General features: G+C 66.5%; 21 protein-coding genes. 7 read left to right on the top strand and 14 right to left on the bottom strand.

All coding sequences use genetic code 11. The annotated features are described in order from the left end of the window. Positions 1-149 precede the first annotated feature (149 nt). The 4 genes from ATI53_RS14310 to ATI53_RS14295 all read right to left on the bottom strand — a co-directional run bounded on the left by ATI53_RS14310 (position 150) and on the right by ATI53_RS14295 (position 6162). Complete coding sequence (locus tag ATI53_RS14310; protein ID WP_009503532.1) at positions 150-593, bottom strand: CoA-binding protein; 444 nt, start codon at positions 591-593, stop codon at positions 150-152. 40 nt (positions 594-633) lie between these two features. Further along, complete coding sequence (locus ATI53_RS14305; RefSeq protein ID WP_240778584.1) at positions 634-2319, bottom strand: putative transporter; 1686 nt, start codon at positions 2317-2319, stop codon at positions 634-636. Positions 2320-2650: 331 nt separating this feature from the next. Next, positions 2651-4942 (bottom strand): xanthine dehydrogenase family protein molybdopterin-binding subunit, encoded by a 2292-nt coding sequence (locus ATI53_RS14300; RefSeq protein ID WP_009503534.1) that lies wholly within the window; start codon positions 4940-4942, stop codon positions 2651-2653. An 80-nt stretch (positions 4943-5022) separates the two neighbouring features. Continuing rightward, entirely contained in the window at positions 5023-6162 is a 1140-nt protein-coding gene (locus ATI53_RS14295) for a type III PLP-dependent enzyme (RefSeq protein ID WP_111550684.1), read from the bottom strand. Positions 6163-6246: 84 nt separating this feature from the next. Between ATI53_RS14295 and ATI53_RS14290 the strand changes: the two genes are divergently transcribed. After that, a complete protein-coding gene (locus tag ATI53_RS14290) occupies positions 6247-6705 on the top strand; it encodes an Lrp/AsnC family transcriptional regulator (protein WP_111550694.1) in 459 nt (152 codons plus the stop codon). Between the two features lie 106 nt (positions 6706-6811). Here the strand turns inward: ATI53_RS14290 and ATI53_RS23625 are convergent, their stop codons facing one another. Next, positions 6812-9466: a hypothetical protein gene (locus tag ATI53_RS23625; RefSeq protein ID WP_205912146.1), complete on the bottom strand. Its 2655-nt coding sequence runs from the start codon at positions 9464-9466 to the stop codon at positions 6812-6814. A gap of 138 nt (positions 9467-9604) precedes the next feature. On the opposite strand from ATI53_RS23625, the gene ATI53_RS14280 reads away from it, so the two are divergent. Continuing rightward, the gene (locus ATI53_RS14280) at positions 9605-10294 is read left to right on the top strand and encodes a thiamine diphosphokinase (RefSeq protein ID WP_009503538.1); all 690 of its coding nucleotides are present in this window, start codon (positions 9605-9607) and stop codon (positions 10292-10294) included. Here ATI53_RS14280 and ATI53_RS14275 read toward each other — a convergent pair. Continuing rightward, positions 10215-11156, bottom strand: a complete 942-nt coding sequence (locus tag ATI53_RS14275) for a DMT family transporter (protein ID WP_034451904.1) — start codon at positions 11154-11156, stop codon at positions 10215-10217. The genes ATI53_RS14280 and ATI53_RS14275 overlap by 80 nt on opposite strands. 309 nt (positions 11157-11465) lie before the next feature. Between ATI53_RS14275 and secG the strand changes: the two genes are divergently transcribed. The 3 genes from secG to ATI53_RS14260 all read left to right on the top strand — a co-directional run bounded on the left by secG (position 11466) and on the right by ATI53_RS14260 (position 14328). After that, positions 11466-11846 carry a preprotein translocase subunit SecG gene (gene secG, locus ATI53_RS14270; protein ID WP_009503540.1) on the top strand — a complete coding sequence of 127 codons (381 nt, stop codon included), beginning with the start codon at positions 11466-11468 and terminating at the stop codon, positions 11844-11846. A gap of 175 nt (positions 11847-12021) precedes the next feature. Next, on the top strand, positions 12022-13665 hold the full coding sequence (pyrG, locus tag ATI53_RS14265) for a CTP synthase (RefSeq protein ID WP_009503541.1): 1644 nt from the start codon (positions 12022-12024) through the stop codon (positions 13663-13665). A 480-nt stretch (positions 13666-14145) separates the two neighbouring features. Next, positions 14146-14328 carry a hypothetical protein gene (locus ATI53_RS14260; protein WP_009503542.1) on the top strand — a complete coding sequence of 61 codons (183 nt, stop codon included), beginning with the start codon at positions 14146-14148 and terminating at the stop codon, positions 14326-14328. Here ATI53_RS14260 and ATI53_RS14255 read toward each other — a convergent pair. After that, positions 14316-14768 carry a low molecular weight protein-tyrosine-phosphatase gene (locus ATI53_RS14255; RefSeq protein WP_009503543.1) on the bottom strand — a complete coding sequence of 151 codons (453 nt, stop codon included), beginning with the start codon at positions 14766-14768 and terminating at the stop codon, positions 14316-14318. The two genes, ATI53_RS14260 and ATI53_RS14255, sit on opposite strands and share 13 nt — an antisense overlap. Before the next feature lie 53 nt (positions 14769-14821). On the opposite strand from ATI53_RS14255, the gene ATI53_RS14250 reads away from it, so the two are divergent. Continuing rightward, a complete protein-coding gene (locus tag ATI53_RS14250; protein WP_111550693.1) occupies positions 14822-15517 on the top strand; it encodes an NAD-dependent deacylase in 696 nt (231 codons plus the stop codon). On the opposite strand, the gene ATI53_RS14245 is transcribed toward ATI53_RS14250, so the two are convergent. After that, positions 15514-16068, bottom strand: a complete 555-nt coding sequence (locus ATI53_RS14245; protein WP_009503545.1) for an RSP_2648 family PIN domain-containing protein — start codon at positions 16066-16068, stop codon at positions 15514-15516. The two genes, ATI53_RS14250 and ATI53_RS14245, sit on opposite strands and share 4 nt — an antisense overlap. After that, positions 16065-17258, bottom strand: a complete 1194-nt coding sequence (locus tag ATI53_RS14240; RefSeq protein ID WP_111550683.1) for an RSP_2647 family RNA methyltransferase — start codon at positions 17256-17258, stop codon at positions 16065-16067. Before ATI53_RS14240 ends, ATI53_RS14245 begins: the two co-directional genes overlap by 4 nt. 218 nt (positions 17259-17476) lie before the next feature. On the opposite strand from ATI53_RS14240, the gene edd reads away from it, so the two are divergent. Beyond that, complete coding sequence (edd, locus tag ATI53_RS14235) at positions 17477-19282, top strand: phosphogluconate dehydratase (RefSeq protein ID WP_111550682.1); 1806 nt, start codon at positions 17477-17479, stop codon at positions 19280-19282. A 345-nt stretch (positions 19283-19627) separates the two neighbouring features. On the opposite strand, the gene ATI53_RS14230 is transcribed toward edd, so the two are convergent. The 5 genes from ATI53_RS14230 to ATI53_RS14210 all read right to left on the bottom strand — a co-directional run bounded on the left by ATI53_RS14230 (position 19628) and on the right by ATI53_RS14210 (position 23536). Continuing rightward, positions 19628-19927: a hypothetical protein gene (locus ATI53_RS14230; protein ID WP_111550681.1), complete on the bottom strand. Its 300-nt coding sequence runs from the start codon at positions 19925-19927 to the stop codon at positions 19628-19630. A 24-nt stretch (positions 19928-19951) separates the two neighbouring features. Then, positions 19952-20146 (bottom strand): hypothetical protein, encoded by a 195-nt coding sequence (locus ATI53_RS14225; RefSeq protein WP_009503549.1) that lies wholly within the window; start codon positions 20144-20146, stop codon positions 19952-19954. Positions 20147-20216: 70 nt separating this feature from the next. Beyond that, on the bottom strand, positions 20217-20720 hold the full coding sequence (locus tag ATI53_RS14220; RefSeq protein ID WP_146609932.1) for a hypothetical protein: 504 nt from the start codon (positions 20718-20720) through the stop codon (positions 20217-20219). Continuing rightward, positions 20717-22168, bottom strand: coding sequence for an aldehyde dehydrogenase family protein (locus ATI53_RS14215; protein ID WP_111550679.1), 1452 nt, complete (start codon positions 22166-22168; stop codon positions 20717-20719). The genes ATI53_RS14220 and ATI53_RS14215 overlap by 4 nt, the downstream gene beginning before the upstream one ends. A gap of 51 nt (positions 22169-22219) precedes the next feature. After that, positions 22220-23536, bottom strand: coding sequence for an aspartate aminotransferase family protein (locus ATI53_RS14210; protein WP_034451911.1), 1317 nt, complete (start codon positions 23534-23536; stop codon positions 22220-22222). Positions 23537-23576 lie beyond the last annotated feature (40 nt).

The following is a 23576-nucleotide window of genomic DNA, read 5'->3' as shown; positions in this document are numbered from 1 at the left end:
TCCGTCACCTTTGCGGCCTGACTAAGCCTGCCTTCCGCCAAGGGCAAGCCGTCAGTCTGGCCGCCGGCCATGGCGCAAGGGACGGCGGGCGGGGCGCCTCTGCCAAGGGCAGACAGCGTCCGACCCCGTCGCTTGCACTGTCGATAAGATCACGCCGGTATTGACCCGCCCTCGCGCCGCTCCCCCGTCAGACGCTGATGCTCGATCTTCAGACAGCGGTTCATGACCACGTCAAGGCCCCGCGCCCGCGCCATCTGTGCTGCGCCCTCGTGAACCACCCCGACCTGCATCCATACCGTCCACAGCAGGGGCAGATGCGCAAGCCCGTCCTCGACGATGGGCCCCACCGCCTCGGAGCGGCGAAAGATATCCAACATGTCCACCTCTGGCGGCAGCTCAGACAGCACCCCGCGCACCGTCTCGCCAAACAGCGTCGCGCCCGCATGCCCGGGATTCACCCCGATCACCCGATAGCCGCGCAGGCTGAGATAGCGCGCAACATAATGGCTGGGCCGCGCCGGGTTGGGAGAAAGACCCACCACCGCAATCACCCGCGTCCGGTCCAGAATCCGTTTCAGTCCATCATCGGTCATGTCCCATCTAGCACATGCCAGCCCGCCAGAGGTCAAGCCCCTACATCAGCAGCAAGACCAGCAGCTGCGGCGCAAAGACCCGCAGCCCCATCACCAACGGGTAAACGCTGGCATAGGCGATGGCCGCGGCGGGGGCCGTGCTTTGCGCATTGGCAAAGGCCAGCGCGGGCGGATCGGTCATCGACCCGGCAAGGACGCCGCACAGCGACAGGTAGTTGAAGCCGAACACCGCCCGAGCCACGACCCCCACCGCCAGCAACGGGATCAGCGTGATCAGCGCCCCGTAAAAGATCCAGGCAAGCCCGTCGCCGTTCAACAGCGTGTCCACAAAGCGGCTTCCGGCCTTCAACCCCACCACCGCAAGAAACAACACGATGCCAAGCTCGCGCAGCGCGTGGTTCGCAACCGGAGGCATCACCCAGATGAACGGCCCCCAGCTGCCAAGCCGCCCCAGCAAGATCGCCGCCACCAGCGGCCCACCCGCCAGCCCCAGCTTCAGCGGCGCCGGCAACCCAGGCACCGCAAGCGGGATCGACCCCAGCAGAACCCCCAGCGCAATGCCCGCGAACAGCCCCGGAAAATCCACCATGTCCAGCTTGGCGTGCTGGTCGCCCAGCACCCCGCGCACGGTCTCGATCGCATCCCCGGCGCCCACCACCGTAACGATATCGCCCAGTTGCAGCGTGCTGTCGGCGCGCGGAGACAGCTCGACCCCCGCCCGCATGATCCGGCTGATCGTCACCCCATAGGCCTCGTCCAGCGCCAGCGTGCGCAGCCGGTGGGACGTGGCGTGCCTGTCGGTCACCACCATGCGGCCCCAGCGCAGATCGGTGCCCTTGGTGGACAGCGGCGTTTCGACCGCCTCCCCCAGGATCATCTGCATCGCGTGGATCTTTTCGGCAGGCCCCACCAGATGCAGCACATCGCCCAGGTGCAGCACCGTGTCCCGGCGCGGCACGATCAGCCCCTGCGCGCCCTTCATCCGCGACGCCACCAGCCCGTCGTCGAACAGCCCTGGAACCTCGACCAACGGCCGGCCGTCGAAATTGCCGTTGCGCACCGCAACGTTCAGCGCCGGAAGGCTGGCTGCCGCGCCCTTGCGGCGGGCGCTGTCGAACGCCTCGGCCTCGGCGGCGACATCGACCCCGAGCGCAAAGCGCACCAGCAGCATCGTCAGCAGAATGCCGACGATGCCGAACGGATAAGCCATGGCATAGCCCAGCGGCGGCGCCGCCACATCCGCCGGGCCGGCGCCAACGTCGCTCAGCGCCTGCACTGCGGCGCCCAGGCCCGGCGTGTTGGTCACCGCCCCCGACATCAGCCCGACAAGCTGCGGCACAGGCACGTCGAACACCAGCCCGACGGCCACGGTCACCAGCACCCCAAGCGCCACGATGGCGACAGCGGCAAGGTTGAACTGCAACCCCGCCTTGCGAAGAGAGGCGAAAAAGCCGGGCCCGACCTGCACCCCGATGGTAAAGACAAACAGGATCAGCCCGAATTCGCGCAGCACCTCGAACATCTCGGCGCTGAAGCGAATGCCCACGCGCGCGGTCAGGTCCCCAAGCGCGATGCCGGCAAACAGCACCCCCCCGATGCCCAGCCCGATCCCCTTGATCCCCAGCCGCCCCAGCAGCAGTCCCAGCACGGCGGACAGCGAAATCGCAATCGTGGTCAAAGCCACCTCACCCAGGCGGCCCGTCAGAAACTCGATGAGAAATGTCACGGCCGTTGCCCCTTCGCAAAACGCGTTTACAGGCTCCACCCCGGTTTCGTGTCCACCCAGGCGGGGCGGCCTGTCAAGCGAAGCGCCCGGCGCGGCGCCGGGTAAAATCGTCGCACAACGGCGGCGGATCGGTCCAAAGACCCGGGGCGCAAAGAAAAAGGCGCCCAAGGAAACCTTGGACGCCAGTGTGGAACGAGGGACAGTGAAGGTCTCGCGAGAGTTCCGTTCTCGCGTCCTGAGTGGGATATGGGCGCGTTTGCCACGATTGAAAGTCCAATCGCGAAACCGTGACGAAAGAAATTGACAATCCGCGTCTTGTCGGGGTTGCCGCCTATTCCGCCGCCAGTCTTGCCCCGCCCATCAGCGTCCACAGCCGCATCGGGGTGAACGGCATGTCCACCTGCCGCACGCCCATCGGCCACAGCGCATCCTGCACCGCGTTCGACACTGCGGCGAGGGAGCCGACCGTTCCGGCCTCGCCGCAGCCCTTCATGCCCATCGGGTTGCCAGTCGACGGCACCGGTTCGACATCGAACTTGACAAAGGGCATGTCATCGGCGCGCGGCAAGGCGTAATCCATGAAACTTGCCGACAAGAGCTGGCCGTCGTCGTCAAACACCGCCTGTTCGCACAGCGCCTGCCCCAGCCCTTGCGCGACGCCGCCATGTACCTGGCCTTCGGCGAGCATCGGATTGATGAGGTTCCCGAAATCGTCAACCACGGTGTATTTCACCACCTTGCAGACGCCGGTGTCGCGGTCGATCTCGATCTCGGCAAAATGCGCGCCGTTGGGATAGCTGCGCGCAGCGATCGTGTCGCGCACCTGCCATGTCAGCAGGTCGTCGCGCCCCTTTTGGCGCGCCATCTCAGCCAGTTCAAGCATCGTCGGCGTCAGGTTCGACCCCTCGGCGCGGAAGCGTTCGTCGTCAAAGCTGACCTGAGCGGCCGCGACACCGGATTCGTCGGCGAAAAAAGCGCTGAAACCCTCGATCATCCGGCTCACCGCCGCCAGCGTCACATTGGCCTGCGTCGTCACCGAGCGCGACCCTCCGGTGCCGCCGCCCGTCGCGATCAGATCGCTATCCCCTTGGACAAACGCGATCTGTTCGAACGGAATGCCGGTATGATCTGACAGGAATTTTGCGATGACCGTCTCGTGACCCTGCCCGTTCGACTGGGTGCCGACATAGATCCGCGCGCCACCTTCGGGGGTGAATTCCACCTTCACGTCCTCGGACGGATCGCCAAGGATCGATTCGATGTAATAGCACAGCCCAAGCCCGCGCAGCTTGCCATTGGCTTGCGACGCGGCGCGCCGGGCGGCAAAGCCCGCGACATCCGCGTCCGCGACCGCATGATCCAGCACGCGGGGAAAATCGCCCACGTCATAGGTTTCACCCGTTACCGTAAGGTACGGGAAATCCTTGATGAAGTTGATCTTGCGCAGCTCGACCGGGTCCAGCCCCAGTTCGTGCGCCGCCCGGTCGATCACCCGTTCCAGGACATAGATCGCCTCGGGGCGGCCGGCGCCGCGATAGGCATCGACCTGGGTGGTGTTGGTATAGAATCCTTCAACCCGCATGTAGGCGGCGGGAATGTCGTATGTGCCGGTCAGTACCCTGGAAAACAGCAGCGTCTGGATCGGCTGGCCAAAACCCGAGTTATAGGCACCAAGGTTGCACAGCGTGTGAATGCGATAGCCGAGGATCTTGTTGGCATCGTCGAATGCCAGTTCGGCCATGGTGACCAGATCACGGCCCGCATGGTCCGACAGCATCCCCTCGGTGCGCTCGGAAATCCAGCGCACCGGACGGCCCAGCACCCGCGCCGCCTGCGCCACCGCGAAATATTCCGGATAGGACGCCGCCTTCATTCCGAAACCGCCACCGACATCGGGGTTGGTGATGCGCACCGCGTCTTCGGGCAGGTTCATGGCCCTGGCCATCTGGGATTTCATCCCCCACACGCCCTGCCCGTTGAAGGCGACGTGCAGTCGCGCGCCATCCCATTCGGCGTAACAGCCGCGCCCTTCCAGCGCGTTGACGATCACCCGGTTGTCGCCCACCTCCAGCCGGACCACGCGCGCGGCCTTGTCAAACGCCGCGTTGGTCGCCGCCTCGTCGCCCATGCCCCAGTCAAACGCGCGGTTGTCGGGAGCCTCGGGGTGGATGGCCTCGGTGCCGGTGTGCAAGCCCATGTGGGCGGGCAGTTCGTCATACTCCAGTTCGATCAGCTCGGCCGCGTCGCGCGCCTGGTTCAGCGTCTCGGCCACGACCAGCGCCACCGGCTCGCCCACATGGCGCAGCTTGCCGCGCGCCAGAAGCGGGCGTTCGGGCGCGGCCCCCTTGGTGCCGTCGCGGTTGTCGACCACGGCGCCGGGCATGGCAATGTTGACGCCGGCTGCCAGCAGATCGTCCACCGTCAGCACAAGCGCGACACCCTCCGCCGCGCGCGCCGCATCGACATTGAGCGCGGTGATGGTGGCGTGACCCACCGGCGAGCGCAGCAGATAGGCGCGCAGCGATCCCTCCGGGGCGATATCGTCGACATAGCGCCCGTGCCCGGTCAGGAACCGGACGTCCTCGCTGCGTTTCATCGACTGGCTCTTGCCGAACTTTTCCATGGGGATCCCCTCGCCTGGCATTGCTATGCGCGGACTTTGGCGAGGCGGCGCGGCACTGTCCAGCCGAAGGCGCGGTTTTCCTAGCCGACCGGGGCAAGACGCACGATCCTGCGCGCGCCGTAACCGTTGAATCCGGTGGCAAGGGCCCGCGAATAGGCGCCCATGCCTTCCAGTACGATGTAATCTCCCTCGGTCAGCGACTCGGGCAGCGGCACCGGGTCGGGAAGCCGGTCAAGGCTGTCGCAGGTCGGGCCAAAGACGATGCGCCCGCGCGCCGGGCCAGGCCGCGGCAGGCCATCGGGGGCCATCACACGGATGCGCCCCATCGGCCCCAAGTCGCGCCATTCGGCCATGCCGCCGTAGATGCCATCGTTGACGAATATCGCCGCGTCGTCGATCGCCTTGACGCGCAGCACCAGCAAAAAGGCTTCGGCGCACAATGCGCGGCCGGGTTCGCACACCAGTTGGGGTACGGTGTCGAACGCCGTGCCCGCGCTGCGCCCGATGGTGTCAAAGATCGCGTCCAGATCCGGGGCACCTTCGCCACGATCCGATGGAAATCCACCCCCCACGTTCAGCCGGTGCAGCGTGACGCCTGCCTCGCGCGCAAGCGCGCCCGCGACCTGGATGTAGCGGGCCCAAGGGTCGGCGCTGCGACATTGCGTGCCGGGGTGAAAGGTCAGCGACGGCCTCAGCCCCAGATCGACGACCCGGCGCAGCAATTGCAAGACCAGCGCCGGCTCGGCGCCGAACTTGGCGCCGAAATCATAGGCAGCGCCCGTGACGGGCAGCTTCAGGCGTACGGCGATCTCGGTGTCTTTGGGCAGACCCGCCAGCTTTTCCAGTTCGCTCAGCCGATCCACGGACCACGAAGCGCAGCCGCGCGCCATCCCGGCGGCGACCTCGCTGCGCGAGCGCACCGGGTTGTGGTAATGCAGCACCGCGCCCGGCACATGCGCGCGCACCAGATCCATCTCCTCGGGCGAGGCCACGTCAAAGGCCCGCATCCCCGCCAGCGCCAGGCCCTCCAGCATTTCGGGCGCCGGGTTTGCCTTGACGGCATAGGTCACAAGACCGGGAAAGCCGGTCCGGAACCGCCCGGCGATGCGCGCAAGGCGTTCGGGGCAGAAAAAGAACAGCGGATCGTCCGGCTGCATCGCCGCGAGCCATGTCTCCGGGGACGGAAGAAGCCCGCGCCTGTCACCTGCCGTGATGCCCATTCGTTGTGCCTCCTGCTGCTTTCCCCCAGTCTGGGCGAAAATACGCTCGATATCGCCCGGCAGTTCTGTCAGTTTGCGGGCAAGATGGCACAAAACGACGGACAGACTTCGCAGATCGACGAAACCGACCGGGCGCTGGTGGCGCTGCTGGCGGCAAATGCGCGCATGCCCGTGGCCGACCTTGCACGTCGGCTTGGACTGGCGCGCACAACCGTTCAGGCGCGGATCGAACGGCTGGTGACGCGCGGCGCCATCGCCGGGTTCACCATCCGGCGCGGAACGGCGCTGAAGGAAGCGGTGCGCGCAACCGTGCTTGTCTGCATCGAGCCGCGCGCCCAGGCCGAGGTGCTTGCGCGGCTGCGCCAGCTGTCCACCGTCGAGACGGTGCACACCACGTCGGGCCGGTTCGATCTGATGGTCGTGCTTTGCGCCGGCTCGACCCAAGAGCTGGACGGCAGCCTTGACCGCATCGCCGAGGCGCGTGGTGTGAAAAGTTCGGAAAGCCTGATCCACCTGTCGACCAAGCTGGACCGGCGTGGCTAGGACTCGCCCGTACGCGGGGGTCGGGATACCCGGCCGTCTGGGGGCGCGAAACGTAAAACGGCGGAGGCCAAGGCCCCCGCCGCTGCACATCGCACGTTGGCGCCGCTTACCCGGCGGCGCGCGCGTCCGGCTTGAAGCTGATCCGCTCGGACGCGGTGAACCGGCCGCCGCGAGTCTTTTCGATTTTTCCCTCGCGCAGAAGCTGGCCGAAGGTCCGCAGCCGGTCTTCGCGGCTGGATTCGCTTTGTTCGGCCTGGCGCACCTTTGTCATCAGCTGCGGGCGCGAGAACTGTTCGCGGCGCTCGACAAACGACATGTAGGCGGCCGCCGCCTCCAGAAGCTCGGGCAGATCCCGGGCGCCGACACTGTCGGCATACTCGGCAAAGCCGGAATCGCTGTCGCCGGTATCCTCGTCGATATCGGCAACACGAACCCGGCGCGGGCGCGTGGACACACGGGCGGAATCGACACGCTGCTCGGCCACCAGCTTGAGCGGCGCGGCGCGCGTCTGATCGACCGGGCGGTCGGTGTGGACGGCCGGAGCTTCGGGGCGGCGCGGGCGTACCACGTCGGCCAGATCCTCGCGATAGGGTTCGGAGGCCTTTTCGGCGTCTTTCTTGCGCCCAAGGCGCCGGTCGGCGCGGGTCGCGGCCACGGCGGCGCGCAGATGCGCAATCGCGCTGCGACGGCGGTTGCCTTCGGGTTCGCGCAGCTGGGAATTGGTCTCGTCCAGGATGCGCGAGGCATCGTTGTCCTCGACGCTTGTTTCGGTCAGCATCACGCGGCCCGGACTGGACATCTTGATCGCCTTGCGGACGTCTTCCTGCGCCATGCGGGCCAGATGCGCGGTGACCGAAAGCGACCGGTTTTCATCGGTATCGCCGTCGTCGCCGGTTGCGACCGCCATGTTGTCCAGGTCGTCCTGGGCGGTGTCGGGCGCGCCGTGCCGGGCGGTGCCGAAATCGTCGTCTTCGGCGCCGGCCACGATCTGGCTTACCGCCTCCGTCAGGCTTGGCGTCATGGGGGCGCCGACCTGTTCGGTGACAGGCATCGGCGCTTGTGCCGCTGGGGTGCCGTCCGGCGGAACGGGTGCCTGTTCGCGCAGCATCGCACCCGCCTGGCGCGGCGCGTCGGCGGGCGCCGCTTCGGTCATGTCTTCGTCGAGGTCATCTTCCCAACCCTCGCCCAGCAGCCAGTCATCGCCCGTTTCGGCATGACGCGGCGGCGCGACATTTTCTTCGGCGCGTTCGGTGGGGGTATCGTCGTCGTCCCACGCCTGGGCAAAGCCCGCCTGAAGTTCGGCACGCACCGCTTCGAGTTCGCGGGCAAGATCGTCTTCGTCTTCCGAGCTGAGACTGCTGACCGTGTCGGCCCCATCCGCGTCGTCGGGCGCGATCAGGCCCCTGGCCACCGCCGCATCGAAGGCGGTGCGCTTGACCTTGATGACCCGCGCCCGCGGGCGCAGTGGGCCGTCTGGACCGGCAGCGGGCGGCACCGGCGCCGCGCGGCGCGTTCCGGTTTCGGACGGCCATTCGGCGGCATGACCAAGGGGCGTGCCGGGGACAGCGCCCTCTGCCAAATCGACGTCGGAAAAGAGGTCCTCGTCCCCGTCGTCTTCGGCCAGTTCATCCGCCCAAAACGCATCGGCATGCGGCGCGGCTTCGGCGGCATCGCGGTCGTCTTGCGCATGGTCGGCGCCGCCGAGTTCTTCGTCCGCGACACCCTGATCTTCGTCAAAGAGGCCCATGTCGGATTCGTCATCGGGCGGCATGTCGCCGGTCAGGTCGTCGCCGATCACCCGGGCCGGGGCCGCGTCCCGGTCAGCTTCGAATGGCGCGTCAAGGACCGTCTCGTCTTCGATGTCGTCGGCATAAGGGCTGGTATAGTCGCCGGTTTCGAGGTCGATTTCCGGCCCCGACCCGGCAAACAGGTTGTCGGCGGGGGCATCCGCCGCATCCGCCGGTGCGGCCGGGGTGTCGCCCCGTGCCACCACGGCCCGGATGCGCTGCAACTTGTCCGACACGGTATCCGGATCCGCGAGGCCCTGTGCCGGAGCCATCGGCGCGGCACCGGTCTCGAGCAGGATCAGATCGTCGGGGCGGTCATCCGCGATGTTTCCGGATGCAACCAGCGAGGCGATGCTGTCCGGCGCCCGTTCTTCGGTACCGTGCCGGAGCCTGTCAGTGGTCTGGGCTTCTCTCTGGTCATCGGCGGCAGTGGCGATGTCCGGTTCGGCAAGGCGGCCCGGCTCGTCATGGCCCGGCTCGTCATGGCCCCACCGGTCCTGGCGGGCGAGCGCGGCGAGAACCTCGGTCGTGACATCCTGATGGACCGGCGCATCGTCGGAATCAGAGGTTTCGGGTTCGGACACGCGACGGGACGGATCGCCCGGCGTGGCAGTCTGCGGCGCACGCTGCGCGCCGGCGGCATCCGGTGGCCCACGCTGAATCGTCGGCCCCGCGGCCAGAGCCGCGCTCATCGCTCCGGACGAGGCCCCGGATGAGCCCGTCGCCGTGCCATAGGGATTGCCCAGCGTCAGCTGCCCCTCGCCATGCGACGGGGCGAGTTGCGCCTGCAATATCTCTGCGGCCATTTCAGGATCGAACTGCGGCGGCTCGGCCCCGAAGAACCTGTCGTCGCGAACCACGCCGCGAAAGAAATGCGTCGTCTCCTTGACCACGTCGAGCGGATCTTCGAATCCCTCAGCCGTGCAGGAAAAGGTGCCGTAGGAGACCGTGAGGATCTTGCTCGAACTCACCATGTGCTGCTCACTTTCTATCGCTGTGCAACAGTGTGTTTACCATATGCTCCGCGACCAAAGCTGATCGAATCTAGGGTATCTAGCGTATCATTTCATGGCGCCATTGTGGTCTGTTTGCCAAAAGGCCATTAATTCGCCATGAATCATCCGATTGTTCGGTCCGAAAATCCCGTCCTGCTGGTGGGCGGTGGCAAAAGCGACCCCGACATGCTGCACCAGCTTGCCCAGGCCTGCAAGCTGCGCGTGGCCGCCGATGGCGGCACCGATGCGCTGCTGGCACGCGGCGTGATGCCCGACGCGGTGATCGGCGATCTCGATTCGATCACGGCGCGGGCACGCGCGCAGGTGCCGCATTCGCGTATTCATCACATCGCCGAACAGGACAGCACCGATTTCGACAAATGCCTGCGCAACATCGCCGCGCCGCTGGTCTGGGGCATGGGATTTCTGGGGCATCGGATCGACCATCAGCTTGCGGCGCTGACCGCGCTCGTGCGGCACGCCGACCGGCGTTGCGTGCTTCTGGGGTCCAGGGACTGCCTTGCGCTTGCGCCGCCCCGGCTGGCATTGACGCTTGCGCCGGGGGTCAGGGTCTCGCTTTATCCTCTGGGGCGGGTAAGCGGGCGCAGCGATGGGTTGCGCTGGCCCATCGACGGGCTTTGCCTTGCGCCGGGCGCCCGCGTGGGCACCTCGAACGAGGCCGTCGCCGGGCGGGTGACGCTGACGGTCGATGCCCCTTTGATGCTGGTCATTCTGCCGCTGGAATGGCGCCAGGCTCTGGCGCAAGGTCTCCGCGAAGCGCCCGCTGTGTGGCCCGTTCCCGAATGAAGATGAACAGCCCCGCCGCCATGATGACGCAGATACCCACGGTGGCCAGCGGGTTTGGCAGTTCATTGAACAGAACAAACCCCAGGACCATGGCAAAGGGCAGTTCCAGATACTGCATCGGCGCCAGCGTCGCCCCGGGCGCGTAGCGCAGCGACCAGGTCATCAGCAGATGCGCAAAGGTGCCGATCACGCCCATGCCCAGAAGCAAGCCGGTCGTGCCCTCGGGGAACCCGACCCAGGCGAGTTCGGCCGCGACCCCCGCCGGCATCACAAGCAGCACCGGCCCGACGATGACCACCGCCATGAGCCCCGACACCGCCTGAAGCGAGATCGCGTCGATGTCGCGCGCCATCCGCCGCGTCGCGATCATGAACAGAGAAAAGTTCACCGCCACCCCAAGCGGCAGCAGCGCGGGCCAGCCAAAGGTCTGGAACGCGGGCTGCACCACCATCAGCGTGCCCGCAAATCCCACCGCACAGGCGCCCAGGCGGCGCAGGCCGACCTCTTCGTTCAGCAACAGCTTGCCAAGGATCAGGATCAGGAACGGCATGATGAAGGCGATCGCCACCGCATCCGCAAGCGGCAGGTGCCGCACGGCCGTCACCATCATCGCAATCCCGACGATGTGCATCACCGTACGCAGCGCGGCGAGCGCACAGACCGCGCGCGTCATCTGCCATGTACGCCCCGTTGCGAACATCAGCGGCGCCAGCACGGCAAGCTGGATGGCAAAGCGAAAGAACACAAGCTGCGCGATGGGCACCCTGTCCCCCAGAAGCTTGGCGATGGCATCCGCAAGCGGCGCGAGAATGCAAAACCCCAGCATCAGGGTCATGCCAAGAAGGGGATTGTCCTTTTTCATGGGCAAACGCTAGCGGGCACCCGGATAACGGGCAAGATGCCACCTTGGATAATTGAGGCAAACGACAAGACAACTTTGTCGCGACGCTGACGCGACTTAGCGTCAACCTTCGGCGGGGCACGGGGCCGCGCAGCGACCTCGCCCTCGCGTCATCCCGTCCATCCCGGCCATCTCGGCCATGGCGCCAGACGCGCCGTCGGCCCCGAAGTACCCCGAGCATGGCACCCGGCAAAGGCGCAAACGCCGGGTTGCGCCCCTGCCCCGGTTCCACTAGACAGCGCGCCAAGACCGCAGGCTTCGGGACCATCCATGCAAAACGTCATCCTTATCGTCCATCTCATTCTCGCTCTGTCACTGATCGGCGTCGTGCTGCTTCAGCGGTCCGAAGGTGGCGGGCTCGGCATGGGCGGCGGTGGCGGTGCCATGAGCCAGCGCGCGGCCGCGACCGCGATGGGCAAGGTCACCTGGATCCTTGCGGCGGCCTTTATCGTGACGTCGCTGACGCTGACGATTCTGGCGGCGCAGGACGCGTCGGGCGTATCGGTCATGGACCGGCTGACCGGCGGAACCCCGTCGGATTCGCCCGCCAGCGACAACGGCACGCTCGATACCGATGCGTTGCTTCCGCCCCCGGCCGCCGAAGACACGGGCGCCGATGCCAACGCGCCGCTGGTTCCGCGCGCCGACTGAGGCGCGTCTCTCTACGAATACAACACCTTGAGGGCCGCGCGCCGCACCGCAACAGTATCTTGCGGTCGTCTGGACTTTGTGCCGCGAATCTCTTATATGTGGACTCCCGTGATGCTGCGGTTCCGATGGGCCGCGGGAGTCCTTTCAATGCAGACATTCACGGGGTCGGCCCTTCATGGCACGTTATATCTTCATCACCGGCGGTGTTGTTTCCTCGCTCGGCAAGGGCCTCGCGTCGGCCGCCTTGGGCGCGCTGCTACAGGCGCGCGGTTTTTCGGTCAGGCTGCGCAAGCTCGATCCCTACCTGAACGTCGATCCCGGTACCATGTCGCCGTTCGAACATGGCGAGGTGTTCGTGACCGATGACGGCGCGGAAACCGACCTGGACCTTGGGCATTACGAACGCTTCACCGGCGTTTCGGCGCGCAAGACCGATTCCATCTCATCGGGGCGCATCTATACCAACGTGCTGGAAAAGGAACGCCGCGGCGATTACCTTGGCAAGACCATTCAGGTCATTCCGCACGTCACCAACGAGATCAAGGATTTCCTGTCGATCGGCGACGACGAGGTCGATTTCATGCTCTGCGAAATCGGCGGCACCGTTGGCGACATCGAAGGCCTGCCGTTTTTCGAGGCGATCCGCCAGTTCGCCCAGGACAAGCCGCGCGGCCAGTGCATTTTCATGCACCTGACGCTGTTGCCCTATATCAAGGCAAGCGGCGAGCTGAAAACCAAGCCCACGCAGCATTCGGTCAAGGAACTGCGCAGCATCGGCCTTGCGCCCGACATTCTTGTCTGCCGCTCCGAAGGGCCGATCCCGCAAAAGGAACGCGAAAAGCTGGCCCTGTTCTGCAACGTGCGCCCGGACGCGGTGATCGCCGCGCAGGATCTGTCGTCGATCTACGACGCGCCGCTGGCCTATCATCGCGAAGGCATGGATCAGGCGGTGCTGGATGCGTTCCAGATCACCCCCGCGCCCCGCCCCAACCTTGCCAAGTGGGAGGACGTTTCCGAACGCATCCACAACCCCGAGGGCGAGGTCAACGTCGCTATTGTCGGCAAGTACACGCAGCTGGAAGACGCCTATAAATCCATCGCCGAGGCGCTGACCCACGGCGGCATGGCAAACCGGGTGCGGGTCAACCTGAACTGGGTCGACGCCGAACTGTTCGAACGCGAAGATCCCGCGCCCTATCTGGAAAAATACGACGCCATCCTGGTGCCGGGCGGCTTCGGCGAGCGCGGCACCGAGGGCAAGATCAAGGCCGCGCAATACGCTCGCGAACACAAGATCCCCTATCTGGGCATCTGTCTGGGCATGCAGATGGCGGTGATCGAGGCGGCGCGCAATGTCGCCGGAGTCGCCAAGGCGGGGTCCGAGGAATTCGACCATGAAAAGGGCGAAAAGCGGTTTGAACCGGTGGTCTACCACCTCAAGGAATGGGTGCAGGGCAACCAGCGGGTCAACCGGTCGGTTGCGGATGACAAGGGCGGCACCATGCGCCTTGGCGCCTATGACGCGGTGCTGACCGAAGGTTCCAGAGTCGCATCGGTCTATGGCACACAGGCCATCGACGAACGCCACCGTCACCGCTACGAGGTCGATGTGAAATACCGCAAGGCGCTGGAGCAAAGCGGGCTGTGCTTTTCCGGCATGTCCCCCGATGGCCGCCTTCCGGAAATCGTGGAATGGCCCGATCACCCGTGGTTCATCGGTGTGCAATTCCACCCCGAGCTGAAATCAAAGCCCTTTGCGCCGCACCCGCTGTTCCGCGATTTCGTGCGCGCCGCCAAAGAGGTATCGCGGCTGGTCTGACCGGATAAGGTTACGGCATGAAACAACGGCGCGGTCCCGGCGGGGGCGGCGCCGTTTTTGTCTGTTTGGCCAATCGCCCTGCCCGCGCGGGGGCGGGGCGGAAAACCGTATGGCGGGCCGCACGGCCAGACCGCCGCGCGCATCCGCAAGGGCCCCCGGTTCGGTCATGCGAAAGAACGGACAGGGCCGCCAGACGCGCCTGGGAAAACAGCCCGTCAAGGTGGCGGCGAAGGCCGCGCCCCCGATGGGGGGGCGCACGACCGGGGCGCGCGCGCTGCGAGAAACAAGTGCGTCATGCTGACAAACCCAAGGGAGATGCCATTCGACCGGCTTGTCCCAAGGCCGAGCCGCGGGGCGCTTCAATGATCTGCGCAAGGCGCGGGCCTTGTACCCGGCCCGCCGCTTGACCCGGATCAATGCAGGCCGTCAAGAACCGTGATGTCTGGGCAACACGACCCAATCGCGCAGGAGACAGGCCACATGCTCAGACTCGCCGCTATTCTTTATTCCCTGGTCGGCGCGACGCTCGCGGGAAGTTTCATCGTGGCCGCGCTGGTCGCCGGGTTCGATACGCTTGTGCCCATCGTGGCCTCGGCGCTGACCGGCGCGGTCGTGGCCTTGCCGGTGACCTGGATCATCGCCCGCGCGGTTTATTCGAGCTGATCCAGCAGGCCCCGCGCCGCCGTTTCCACCAGGTCGAGCGTGCCGTCGAAATCGCGGGTGTAATAGGGATCGGGCACATGGGTAGCGCCGGTCCGCGGCACATATTCGGTGAACAGGCGCACATCCGCGGTGCCGTCTGCGGGCCGGATGCGGCGAAGATGGTCCAGATTGGCGTCATCCATCGCAATCAGCAGGTCGAAACGGTAAAAATCCTCGGGCGTGACCTGACGCGCGCGCAGCGACGACAGGTCGTACCCCCGCGCCCGCGCCGCCTGTTGCATCGGGTCATAGGGCGGCTCTCCGATGTGCCAGTCGCCGGTGCCCGCGCTGTCGATCACCAGAGGCACCCCCCGATCGCGCGCCATGGCGCGCAGCACCCCTTCGGCCGAGGGCGACCGGCAGATGTTGCCGAGACAGACGAACAGGATACTGTGGGTCATGCTGGGGCCTCCTTTTGGCGCCAGCCTATCGGTTTGCGGACAAGGGGAACAGCATGGCGGACAAGATCGTGATTCTGACCGGGGCGGGCATTTCGGCGGAAAGCGGGCTGGGCACCTTTCGCGACGAAGGCGGCTTGTGGGCGCAACATCGCATCGAAGACGTGGCCACCCCCCAGGGATTCGCCCGCGACCCCGCGCTGGCGCATCGTTTCTACAACATGCGCCGGGCCGAGGCCGCCGCAGCCGCGCCCAACGCCGCCCATGACGCGTTGGCGCAGCTTCAGCGCGACTGGCCGGGTGAGGTGGTGATCGTCACCCAGAACGTCGACGGGTTGCACGAAAAGGCCGGCGCCCGGGCGATCCACATGCACGGGACGCTGGCCACGGCGCTGTGCGCCGCCTGCGCGCACCGGTGGGACTCGCCGTCCGAAATGGCACCGGGCGCATCCTGCCCGGCCTGTCATGCGCCAGCCGCGCGCCCCGACGTCGTCTGGTTCGGCGAGATGCCCTATCACATGGACGAAATCTCGGATCATCTTCTAGACTGCGAGATCTTCGCCGCCATCGGCACGTCGGGGCAGGTCTACCCCGCCGCAGGCTTCGTGCAGGAAGCGCGCAACTCCGGCGCGCGCACGGTCGAAATGAACCTGCGCGACAGCGACACCAGCCACGCCTTTGACGACCATCTTGTCGGCCCGGCCAGCAAGGTAGTGCCCCGCTGGGTCGCGGGTTTGCTGAACAGCCGCTAGGCGCCGGCCTGAAGTTCCAGCGCCTTGCCAAGCCGTGGCAAGCGCGCCTTTTTCAGCAATCCGCGCATGGTCCAGTCGTCGCCTGACAGGCGGCGGGCCTCGGCCAGAACGGCCTCGCAGGCGGTGCGCACAGGGATGGGGCTGCCCTCGAAACAGCCGCGCAGGAACCCGTCGGCATCGACGCGCGACAGGCCTTCTTCGGCCAGCACGCCGCGGGGAAAATCCTTGGCATTCTCGGTGACGATCACATCGGCGCTGCCCGCGACCGCTGCGGCCAGCACATGCACATCGTTCGGATCGGGCAGCCACAGCCGCGCTTCCAGCGTGGGCTTGTACCGCACCTCGGCCCTGGGCCAGGCGGCGCGCACCCGGGCGATTTCGCCGCGCGCCTGGACCTCGCCCATCGGTCCCAGCTTGCGCGCGGCCAGCGCCCATTCTTCCAGGATGCGCGCGGACCACAGCGGTTGGAACACACCTTGCGCGGCCACCCCCAGCAGGATTTCACGCATCACCGTGGGATAGATCACGCAGGTGTCCAGCAGCACCTTCAAAGGCGAAAGACCAGCGCCTTGAGATAACCCGATTCCGCCAGTTGCGGCAACAGCGGATGGTCCGGCCCGGCAAAGCCGGTGTGCAGCAGTTGCGCGCGGCGTCCGGCCCGCCCGATGCCCCGCAGACAGGCGCCGGTAAAGCTGCCGAGGTCTGCTGCGTGCGAGCAGGAACACAGCACGAGATAGCCGTCCTCGTCCACCAGGGGTGCCGCCAGCTTGGCGATGCGTTCATAGGCGCGCAAGCCCGCCTCAAGCGCGGGTTTGGCGGGCGCGAATGCGGGCGGGTCGCAGATCACGAGTCCAAAGCGGGCCTTTTCGACGCCAAGGGCCGCGAGCGTGTCGAACGCATCGCCCTGGCGTGTGGCAAAGCGGTCCGCCGCCCCCATGCGTGCCGCCCCTTCGGTTGCCAGCGCCAGCGCGGGGGCCGATCCGTCAACCGCCAATGCCGATGTCGCGCCCTGCGCCAAAGCCGCCAGCGCAAAACCGCCCACATGGCTGAACACGTCCAGCACGGTCTGCCCCTGTGCCAGCAAGGCAGCAAAAGCCTGGTTCGGGCGCTGATCGAAGAACAGGCCGGTCTTTTGCCCGCCCGTGAGGTCGGCCAGATAGGTGGCGCCGTTCATCTGCACCGCGATCGGCGCGGCGGGGACCTCGCCCAGCAGCACCGCGTTCGCGTCATCCAGACCTTCCAGCGCGCGCCCGCGCGACCCGGAGTTCTTGAGGATGCAGCCCACACCCGTCACCCCGGCCAGCGCCTCGGCCAGTTCCGGCAGCAGCAGTTCGGCCCAGGCCGCGTTGGGCTGGATCACCGCGACATCGCCGAAACGGTCGATGATCACCCCCGGCAGCCCGTCCGATTCCGCATGGACCAGCCGATAGAACGGCGCATCATACAGCCGTTCGCGCAGCGACAACGCCTTGCGCAGCCGCGCGGTCAGCCAGGTCTTGTCGATGCTGGTCCCGGTGTCGCGATCCAGCATACGCGCCGCGATCCTGGAGCCGGGCGTCACGCCCACAAGCCCCAGCGGCGTGCGCTCGCAATCCTCAAGCAGCGCCACCGTACCCGGGGCCAGCCCCTTGGTGCGCCGGTCCAGCACCAGCTCGTTGGAATAGACCCACGGGAACCCGCGGCGCAGGGCGCGGGCGTTGGCTTTCGGCGTCAGGCGCACGACAGGAAGAGAAGCGTTCATGCCGCCCCTATAGCGCGCTGTCCCGTCCAAGGGAATGCGCGAAACAACCGCCCCGAAATGTGGCAGACGCGGCTGCCCGATACGCAGGCAGCCCCGTCACCGTGCCCGCACCCAACTGTTATCGCGCGCGCGCTTTACTGTTAACGCTAACCGGTATAATTCAATTCCCAAGCCAGCGCCTCGCCGCCGCGAGGCCGACGCCAGATATGGAGAGACCCATGCCGCTCGATTCCACGATCGCCAAGGTCACCGAGACCATCGAGGCCCGTTCCCGATCCCGGCGCGCCACCTATCTTGACCGGATGCGCCGCGCCGCCGACGAAGGCCCCCGCCGCGCCCACCTGACCTGCGGCAACCAGGCCCACGCCTATGCCGCCATGGGCAGCGACCAGACCGCGCTTGCCGAAGGGCTGGCGGCCAATCTGGGCATCGTGACATCCTACAACGACATGCTGTCGGCGCATCAACCGTTCGAACGCTTTCCTCAGATCATCCGCGACGCGGCGCGCGCGTCGGGCTGTACCGCACAGGTCGCGGGCGGCGTGCCGGCGATGTGCGACGGCGTCACCCAAGGCCAGGTCGGCATGGAACTGTCGCTGTTTTCGCGCGACGTGATCGCGCTGGCCACGGGGGTGTCGTTGTCGCACAACGTGTTCGATTCCGCCGTCTACCTTGGGGTGTGCGACAAGATCGTGCCGGGTCTGGTGATCGGGGCGGCGACCTTTGGCTACATCCCCGGCATCTTTCTGCCCGCGGGACCGATGACGTCCGGCCTGCCCAACGATGAGAAATCCAGGGTCCGTCAGCAGTTTGCCACCGGCGAGGTCGGCCGCGACAAGCTGATGGAAGCCGAGATGGCATCCTATCACGGTCCGGGCACCTGCACGTTCTATGGCACCGCCAACAGCAACCAGATGCTGATGGAGATCATGGGCCTGCATCTGCCCGGTGCCAGCTTCGTGAACCCCAACACGCCGCTGCGCGACGCGCTGACCGTGGCCGGGGCGAAACGCGCGCTGGAGATCACCGGGCTGGGCAATGACTATCGCCCCGTTTGCGACATTCTGGATGCCAAGGCGTTCGTCAACGGCATCGTCGGGCTGATGGCGACGGGCGGCAGCACCAACCTCGTGCTCCACCTGCCGGCCATGGCCCGCGCCGCCGGGCATGAGATCACGCTGGAGGATTTCGAAGCGATCTCGTCCGTCGTGCCGCTGATGGCCAAGGTCTATCCCAACGGGCTGGCGGACGTGAACCATTTCCACGCCGCCGGGGGCTTGCAGTACCTGATCGCCGAACTGCTCGATGGCGGTCTCGTGCACGAAGACGTCAAGACTGTCGCGGGCGACGGGCTGTCGCTGTACACTCAGGAACCCAAGCTGCGCGACGGCGTGGTCCGCTACGAACCCGCCTCGCGCGAAACGCAGAACGACAAGATCCTGCGCCCCGCGTCGAACCCGTTTCAGAAGACCGGCGGACTGTCCCAGATGCGCGGCAATCTCGGGCATGGCATGATGAAGGTCTCTGCCGTCGCCCCCGAACGCCACATCGTCGAGGCCCCCTGCCGCGTCTTCCACGATCAGGACGATGTGAAGGTCGCCTTCAAGGCCGGTGAATTCACCAGCGACACCATCGTGGTCGTGCGCTTCCAGGGCCCCAAGGCCAACGGCATGCCCGAACTGCATTCGCTGACGCCCACGCTTGCGGTGTTGCAGGATCGCGGGCTCAAGGTGGCGCTGGTGACCGACGGCCGCATGTCGGGCGCGTCGGGCAAGGTTCCAAGCGCCATCCACGTTTCGCCCGAGGCGGCGGCGGGCGGCCCGCTGGCGAAACTGCGCGACGGCGATATTGTGCGGGTGGATGCGGTGAACGGCACGCTCGCCTGCCTCACCGAGGGGTTCGAGGATCGCGACCCCATCGTGGCCGATCTGGCCGGCAATGGCCATGGCGTCGGACGCGAGTTGTTCGCCGCCTTCCGCGAAAACGTCGGGCTGGCGTCGAATGGCGCGGCGGTGGTCGTCTGACCTTGCGCTGACTTTCCTTTCCCGCTCTGCTTGATTCACAAGAAGAGCGGGGCTTTCGCTCGCCCCCGGACACTTGCAGTATTTCGTGGCGGTGACCGAACGTGGACCGGTCATCGGGGCTGCGCTGTCATCGGCCTGCGCGGCCGGATGACGCCGCACGCGACAATTGCTACGATATCGGCGTTTCAGTCTGGACGGCCGCTGGATCGCCCGCTGCCCGATCGCGAGGGCGACAGGGTTCCTTGACGCGTCCGGGACGACCGGGGACGCAGCGCAAACCGGCGACGTCGCTCAGCGTAAGGGCTTCGGCCCCGTGGTGGCGATCACCCGATTCGACAAGCCAGATCAGCCGGTAACCTGCGCGAATGACAGCCAGGGCGGCCGGTATGGTCGGGCGACGCCGGGTGCGCGCTGGATGTCCTCGGATGGCTGCGCCAGGGTGAACACGCATTTCATCCGGGAGACCGAAAGCCGCCCCATAGCGCGCTTGCGCGGCCCGGCTACGGCAACGATATGCCGATATACGCACTCGAAGATTATTTGGTCCCGCAACAGATCATCACGGTGCGTTAAATACGCCTGCCAATCCGTTGCTTTGAAATCAAAAAGGCCCGCCACATGCGGCGGGCCGGTCAGCCGGTTCATCCATACACGGATGAATCGACGATACTATTTCGTCAGGCCGCGCCCGGTCAGGCGCTTGTCGAGACGATGGTAGGGCGCGTTCTGCACAAAGCGATCAAGCCGGTCGCGCGATACACGCAGCGGCTGGACACTGGAGCGCAGCAGATGCGCCATATAGGCAATGGACGATGCGGCCGCAGCCACGGATCCGACGCTCAGGGCGATTTCGAACGAGGTCATTCAGGTCCTCCTTGACGAGCCATATATAGCATCCCCCGAAGCGGATTGCCACCATAACGCCGCGAGATGCCTAATTGTTCCGCTTTTCGGATGCGCAGATTTCCGCCAGGCGCCGGATCGCGGCGGCCTCGGCCTGGGCATCGTCCTCGGCGCGGGCAAAGCGCATCCGGTACCAGCTTGCCGCAAATCCCGAACACAGCGCGGCCGTGCCCATGATCGCCGCAGGCACCAAGCTCACCGTTCCGGCCAAAGCCAGCGCCGCCGCCGTGACGCCCGCGCCAAAGCTGACCGACTGGATCGGCGCCACGATCTTTTCCGATGGGCGGGCGGCGGCGCGGGCGGCGGCCTCGCGCCGGGCCACTTCGGACAGCAACCAGTCTTCCAGCGTTTCGACCACGTCGCGGTCGTTCATGGCGCGCACCGCCTCCCGCAACGCCTTGGGGCCCACGGGATCGCACGCCAGCGTGGCGATGGCCGCCTCGATGTCGGGCCAGGCGACCTGTTCGCCCAGCCCGTCCTGCGCCGCATAGCTGACCAGCGCGGCCACAAGTGTCTTTTCCGAAATTCCGCTCACAGGTCGATCAGAACCGATTTCGTGCGCCGGTTGCCGTGATAGGCCTCGCGCCCCAGATCCTTGCCAAGACCGGATGCCTTCCAGCCGCCCGTGGGCAGGATGTGGTCGCGGGTGCGCCCATAGCGATTGACCCAGACGGTGCCCGCCTCAAGCCTGCGGGTCAGGCGCAGCGCGCGGCCGACATCGCGGGTGAACAGCCCCGCGCACAGCCCATAGGTCGGGTGACCGGCAAGCTGCATCGCCTCATCCTCGGTGGCAAAGGTCTGAAACGTGGCGACGGGGCCAAAGATTTCCTCGGTCACCGCGGGGCTGGTTTCGGTGACGCCCGCAATCAGGGTGGGCTTGTAGAACGCCCCCGCACGGTCAAAGGCCCCACCGCCGCACAACAGTTCGCCCCCCTGACCCACGGCAGCCTGCACGATGCCGTCGATGCGGCGCAGCTGCTTGTCGGAAATGATGGGCGAAAAGCCGGGCGTGTCGGCCAGCGTGTCGGTCGGCACCACCCGAGCGAAGCGGTCTTTCAGCCGGTCGGCCAGCGCCTCGGCGATGCTGTCCTGCACGATGACGCGCGAGCCTGCAACGCAGAACTGCCCGGCGTTGGGCAGGATGCCGCGCGCGATGCAATCGGCGGTGTGATCCAGGTCGCAATCAGCGAACACCACCATCGGACTCTTGCCGCCCAGCTCCAGCGTCATCGGCTTGATGCCTGTTCTGGCGATGTTTTCCATGATCGCGGCCCCGGCGCGGGTCGAGCCGGTGAACGAGACCTTGTCGATGCCCGGATGGCCGGTGATCGCGGCCCCCGTGACCGGCCCGTCGCCCATCACCACATTTATCAGCCCCTCGGGTATGCCAACCCTGACCGACAGTTCGGCCACATAAAGCGTTGTCCACGGGGTCATTTCCGATGGCTTGATCACCACCGCATTACCCGCCGCCAGCGCCGCGCCCAGCTTCCATGCGGCCATGTTCAGCGGAAAGTTCCAGGGTGTGATCGCCCCGATCACCCCGTAAGGGGCGTCGTCGATGAACCCGAACGCCGCGTCCGAGGTCGGCACCAGCGTGCCCGCTTCCTTATCCGCGAACTCGGCAAAAAAGCGGATCTGCTCGGCGCTGGTCACCACGTCGCCGACGCGCGCCTCGGCCTGGGGGCGCGACGAACACACCGCCTCAAGCCGCGCGATGGTCGCGGCCTCGGCGTCGATCAGATCGGCCCAGGCGTGCATCGCGCGCACCCGTTCGCGGGGGGCACGTCCGGCCCACCCCGAAGACACCAGCGCCGCGCGCGCCGCCTGCACAGCCCTGTCCACCACATCGGCATCCGCGCATGCGATCGCGCCAAGCGCGGCCCCGGTCGAGGGCGAGCCGACCTCGATCGCGCCCTCCCCGTCGATGTACCGCCCCGCGATGAAATGGCCAGAGCGAAGCGGGGTATCAAAGACGGTCATGGCGGTCTCCTGTCGGTTCGAAGCGACGATAGCGCCGCCGGGTGCCCGGCTCTAGCCCCCCGCTGCGGAAATCGCTTCGGCCATGATCGAGATCCCAAGATCGATCTCTTCATCGCTCGCGGTCAGCGGCGGAGCGATGCGGAACACCGCGCCCATCGCCGGAACCCTGACGATGTTCATGCTGAGTCCGCGCGCCATCGCTTCTGCCGCGATCCGGTCGCCCATGTCCAGATCGGGCACACGGCTGGCCCGGTCGGTGACGATTTCCAGCCCCATCAACAGACCGCGCCCGCGCACATCGCCAACACAGTCGAACCGACGATGCAGCGACATCAGACCGTCGCGCAACCGCGCGCCCGCCGTGACGGCACGCGCCGCCAGGCCCTCGCGCTCAATGACGTCAAGCACGGTCAGCCCCACAGCCGCGGGCAACGGGTCCGACACATGGGTGGTCAGAAAGATATAGCCCTTGTCATACGCCTCTTGCTCCAGCGCGCGGCTGGTCAGCACGGCGGCCAGCGGCAACCCCGCCCCCAGCGTCTTTGACAGCGTCAGAATGTCGGGCACCACGCCATCGCGCTGAAAGGCAAACATGTCGCCAGTGCGCGCCATGCCCGTCTGCGCCTCGTCCAGGATCAGCAACATGCCGCGTTCCCGGCATTTTTGCCGAAGCGCGGCAAGATAGCCCAAGGGCAGCTCGATGATCCCGCCCGACGACAGGATCGGCTCGGCGATAAAGGCCGCAAGACTGCCGGTCGATTGCGCATCGACCATGGCAAATGCGTCGTCCAGTTCGCTCTGCCAATCAAGCGTGCCATTCGCATGGGTGAATCGCGGCCGATAGGCGTACGGCGCGGGAATGGCAAAATTGCCAACCCCCGCGGGTCCCGCCCCGTGTCGCGCCGCACTGTAGGTGGCCGCGGCGGCAGCCCCCGTCATGCCGTGCCAACTGCGCGAAAACGCGACGATCTCATGCTTGCCGGTCACCACCTTGGCCAGACGGATCGCCGCCTCGTTCGATTCGCCCCCCGTGGACAGCAGCATCACCTTTTCCAGCCCCGGCACCATACGCCCCAGCCGCGTGCACAGGTCGATCACCGGGCGCGACAGCATCCCGCTGAACAGATGGTCCAGCCGTCCGATCTGGTCGCGCACCGTGCGCACGATTTCGGGATGCGAATGCCCAAGAACGGCGCTCATCTGTCCGGAGGTGAAATCCAGAATGCGCTGCCCGTCGCCAGCGGTCATGAAAGACCCCGCGGCCGACAGGATCACCCGCGTCTCAAACACTGGCCCATAGCGCATGACGTGGTCATCCACCTGCTGCCACAACTCGTCGCGCGCAATGCTCCTGTCCGCTCTTGTCATCCCGGTTCCCTCAGCCTGACCTGTTGTCTTGCGCAACGCT

The sequence above is a fragment of the Salipiger aestuarii genome (assembly GCF_003259905.1).
Classification (GTDB): Bacteria; Pseudomonadota; Alphaproteobacteria; order Rhodobacterales; family Rhodobacteraceae; genus Salipiger; species Salipiger aestuarii.
Note: the sequence above shows the minus strand (reverse complement) of the source record. Positions and strands in the feature narration are given on the sequence as shown.

What these genes read in the sequence shown, in the direction of transcription:
- ATI53_RS14310 (WP_009503532.1), bottom strand. Translation starts at nt 593, where the DNA reads ATGACCGATGATGGACTGAAACGGATTCTGGACCGGACGCGGGTGATT.
- ATI53_RS14300 (WP_009503534.1), bottom strand. Translation starts at nt 4,942, where the DNA reads ATGGAAAAGTTCGGCAAGAGCCAGTCGATGAAACGCAGCGAGGACGTC.
- ATI53_RS14295 (WP_111550684.1), bottom strand. Translation starts at nt 6,162, where the DNA reads ATGGGCATCACGGCAGGTGACAGGCGCGGGCTTCTTCCGTCCCCGGAG.
- ATI53_RS14290 (WP_111550694.1), top strand. Translation starts at nt 6,247, where the DNA reads ATGGCACAAAACGACGGACAGACTTCGCAGATCGACGAAACCGACCGG.
- ATI53_RS23625 (WP_205912146.1), bottom strand. Translation starts at nt 9,466, where the DNA reads ATGGTGAGTTCGAGCAAGATCCTCACGGTCTCCTACGGCACCTTTTCC.
- ATI53_RS14280 (WP_009503538.1), top strand. Translation starts at nt 9,605, where the DNA reads ATGAATCATCCGATTGTTCGGTCCGAAAATCCCGTCCTGCTGGTGGGC.
- ATI53_RS14275 (WP_034451904.1), bottom strand. Translation starts at nt 11,156, where the DNA reads ATGAAAAAGGACAATCCCCTTCTTGGCATGACCCTGATGCTGGGGTTT.
- secG (WP_009503540.1), top strand. Translation starts at nt 11,466, where the DNA reads ATGCAAAACGTCATCCTTATCGTCCATCTCATTCTCGCTCTGTCACTG.
- pyrG (WP_009503541.1), top strand. Translation starts at nt 12,022, where the DNA reads ATGGCACGTTATATCTTCATCACCGGCGGTGTTGTTTCCTCGCTCGGC.
- ATI53_RS14260 (WP_009503542.1), top strand. Translation starts at nt 14,146, where the DNA reads ATGCTCAGACTCGCCGCTATTCTTTATTCCCTGGTCGGCGCGACGCTC.
- ATI53_RS14255 (WP_009503543.1), bottom strand. Translation starts at nt 14,768, where the DNA reads ATGACCCACAGTATCCTGTTCGTCTGTCTCGGCAACATCTGCCGGTCG.
- ATI53_RS14250 (WP_111550693.1), top strand. Translation starts at nt 14,822, where the DNA reads ATGGCGGACAAGATCGTGATTCTGACCGGGGCGGGCATTTCGGCGGAA.
- ATI53_RS14240 (WP_111550683.1), bottom strand. Translation starts at nt 17,258, where the DNA reads ATGAACGCTTCTCTTCCTGTCGTGCGCCTGACGCCGAAAGCCAACGCC.
- edd (WP_111550682.1), top strand. Translation starts at nt 17,477, where the DNA reads ATGCCGCTCGATTCCACGATCGCCAAGGTCACCGAGACCATCGAGGCC.
- ATI53_RS14230 (WP_111550681.1), bottom strand. Translation starts at nt 19,927, where the DNA reads ATGAACCGGCTGACCGGCCCGCCGCATGTGGCGGGCCTTTTTGATTTC.
- ATI53_RS14225 (WP_009503549.1), bottom strand. Translation starts at nt 20,146, where the DNA reads ATGACCTCGTTCGAAATCGCCCTGAGCGTCGGATCCGTGGCTGCGGCC.
- ATI53_RS14215 (WP_111550679.1), bottom strand. Translation starts at nt 22,168, where the DNA reads ATGACCGTCTTTGATACCCCGCTTCGCTCTGGCCATTTCATCGCGGGG.
- ATI53_RS14210 (WP_034451911.1), bottom strand. Translation starts at nt 23,536, where the DNA reads ATGACAAGAGCGGACAGGAGCATTGCGCGCGACGAGTTGTGGCAGCAG.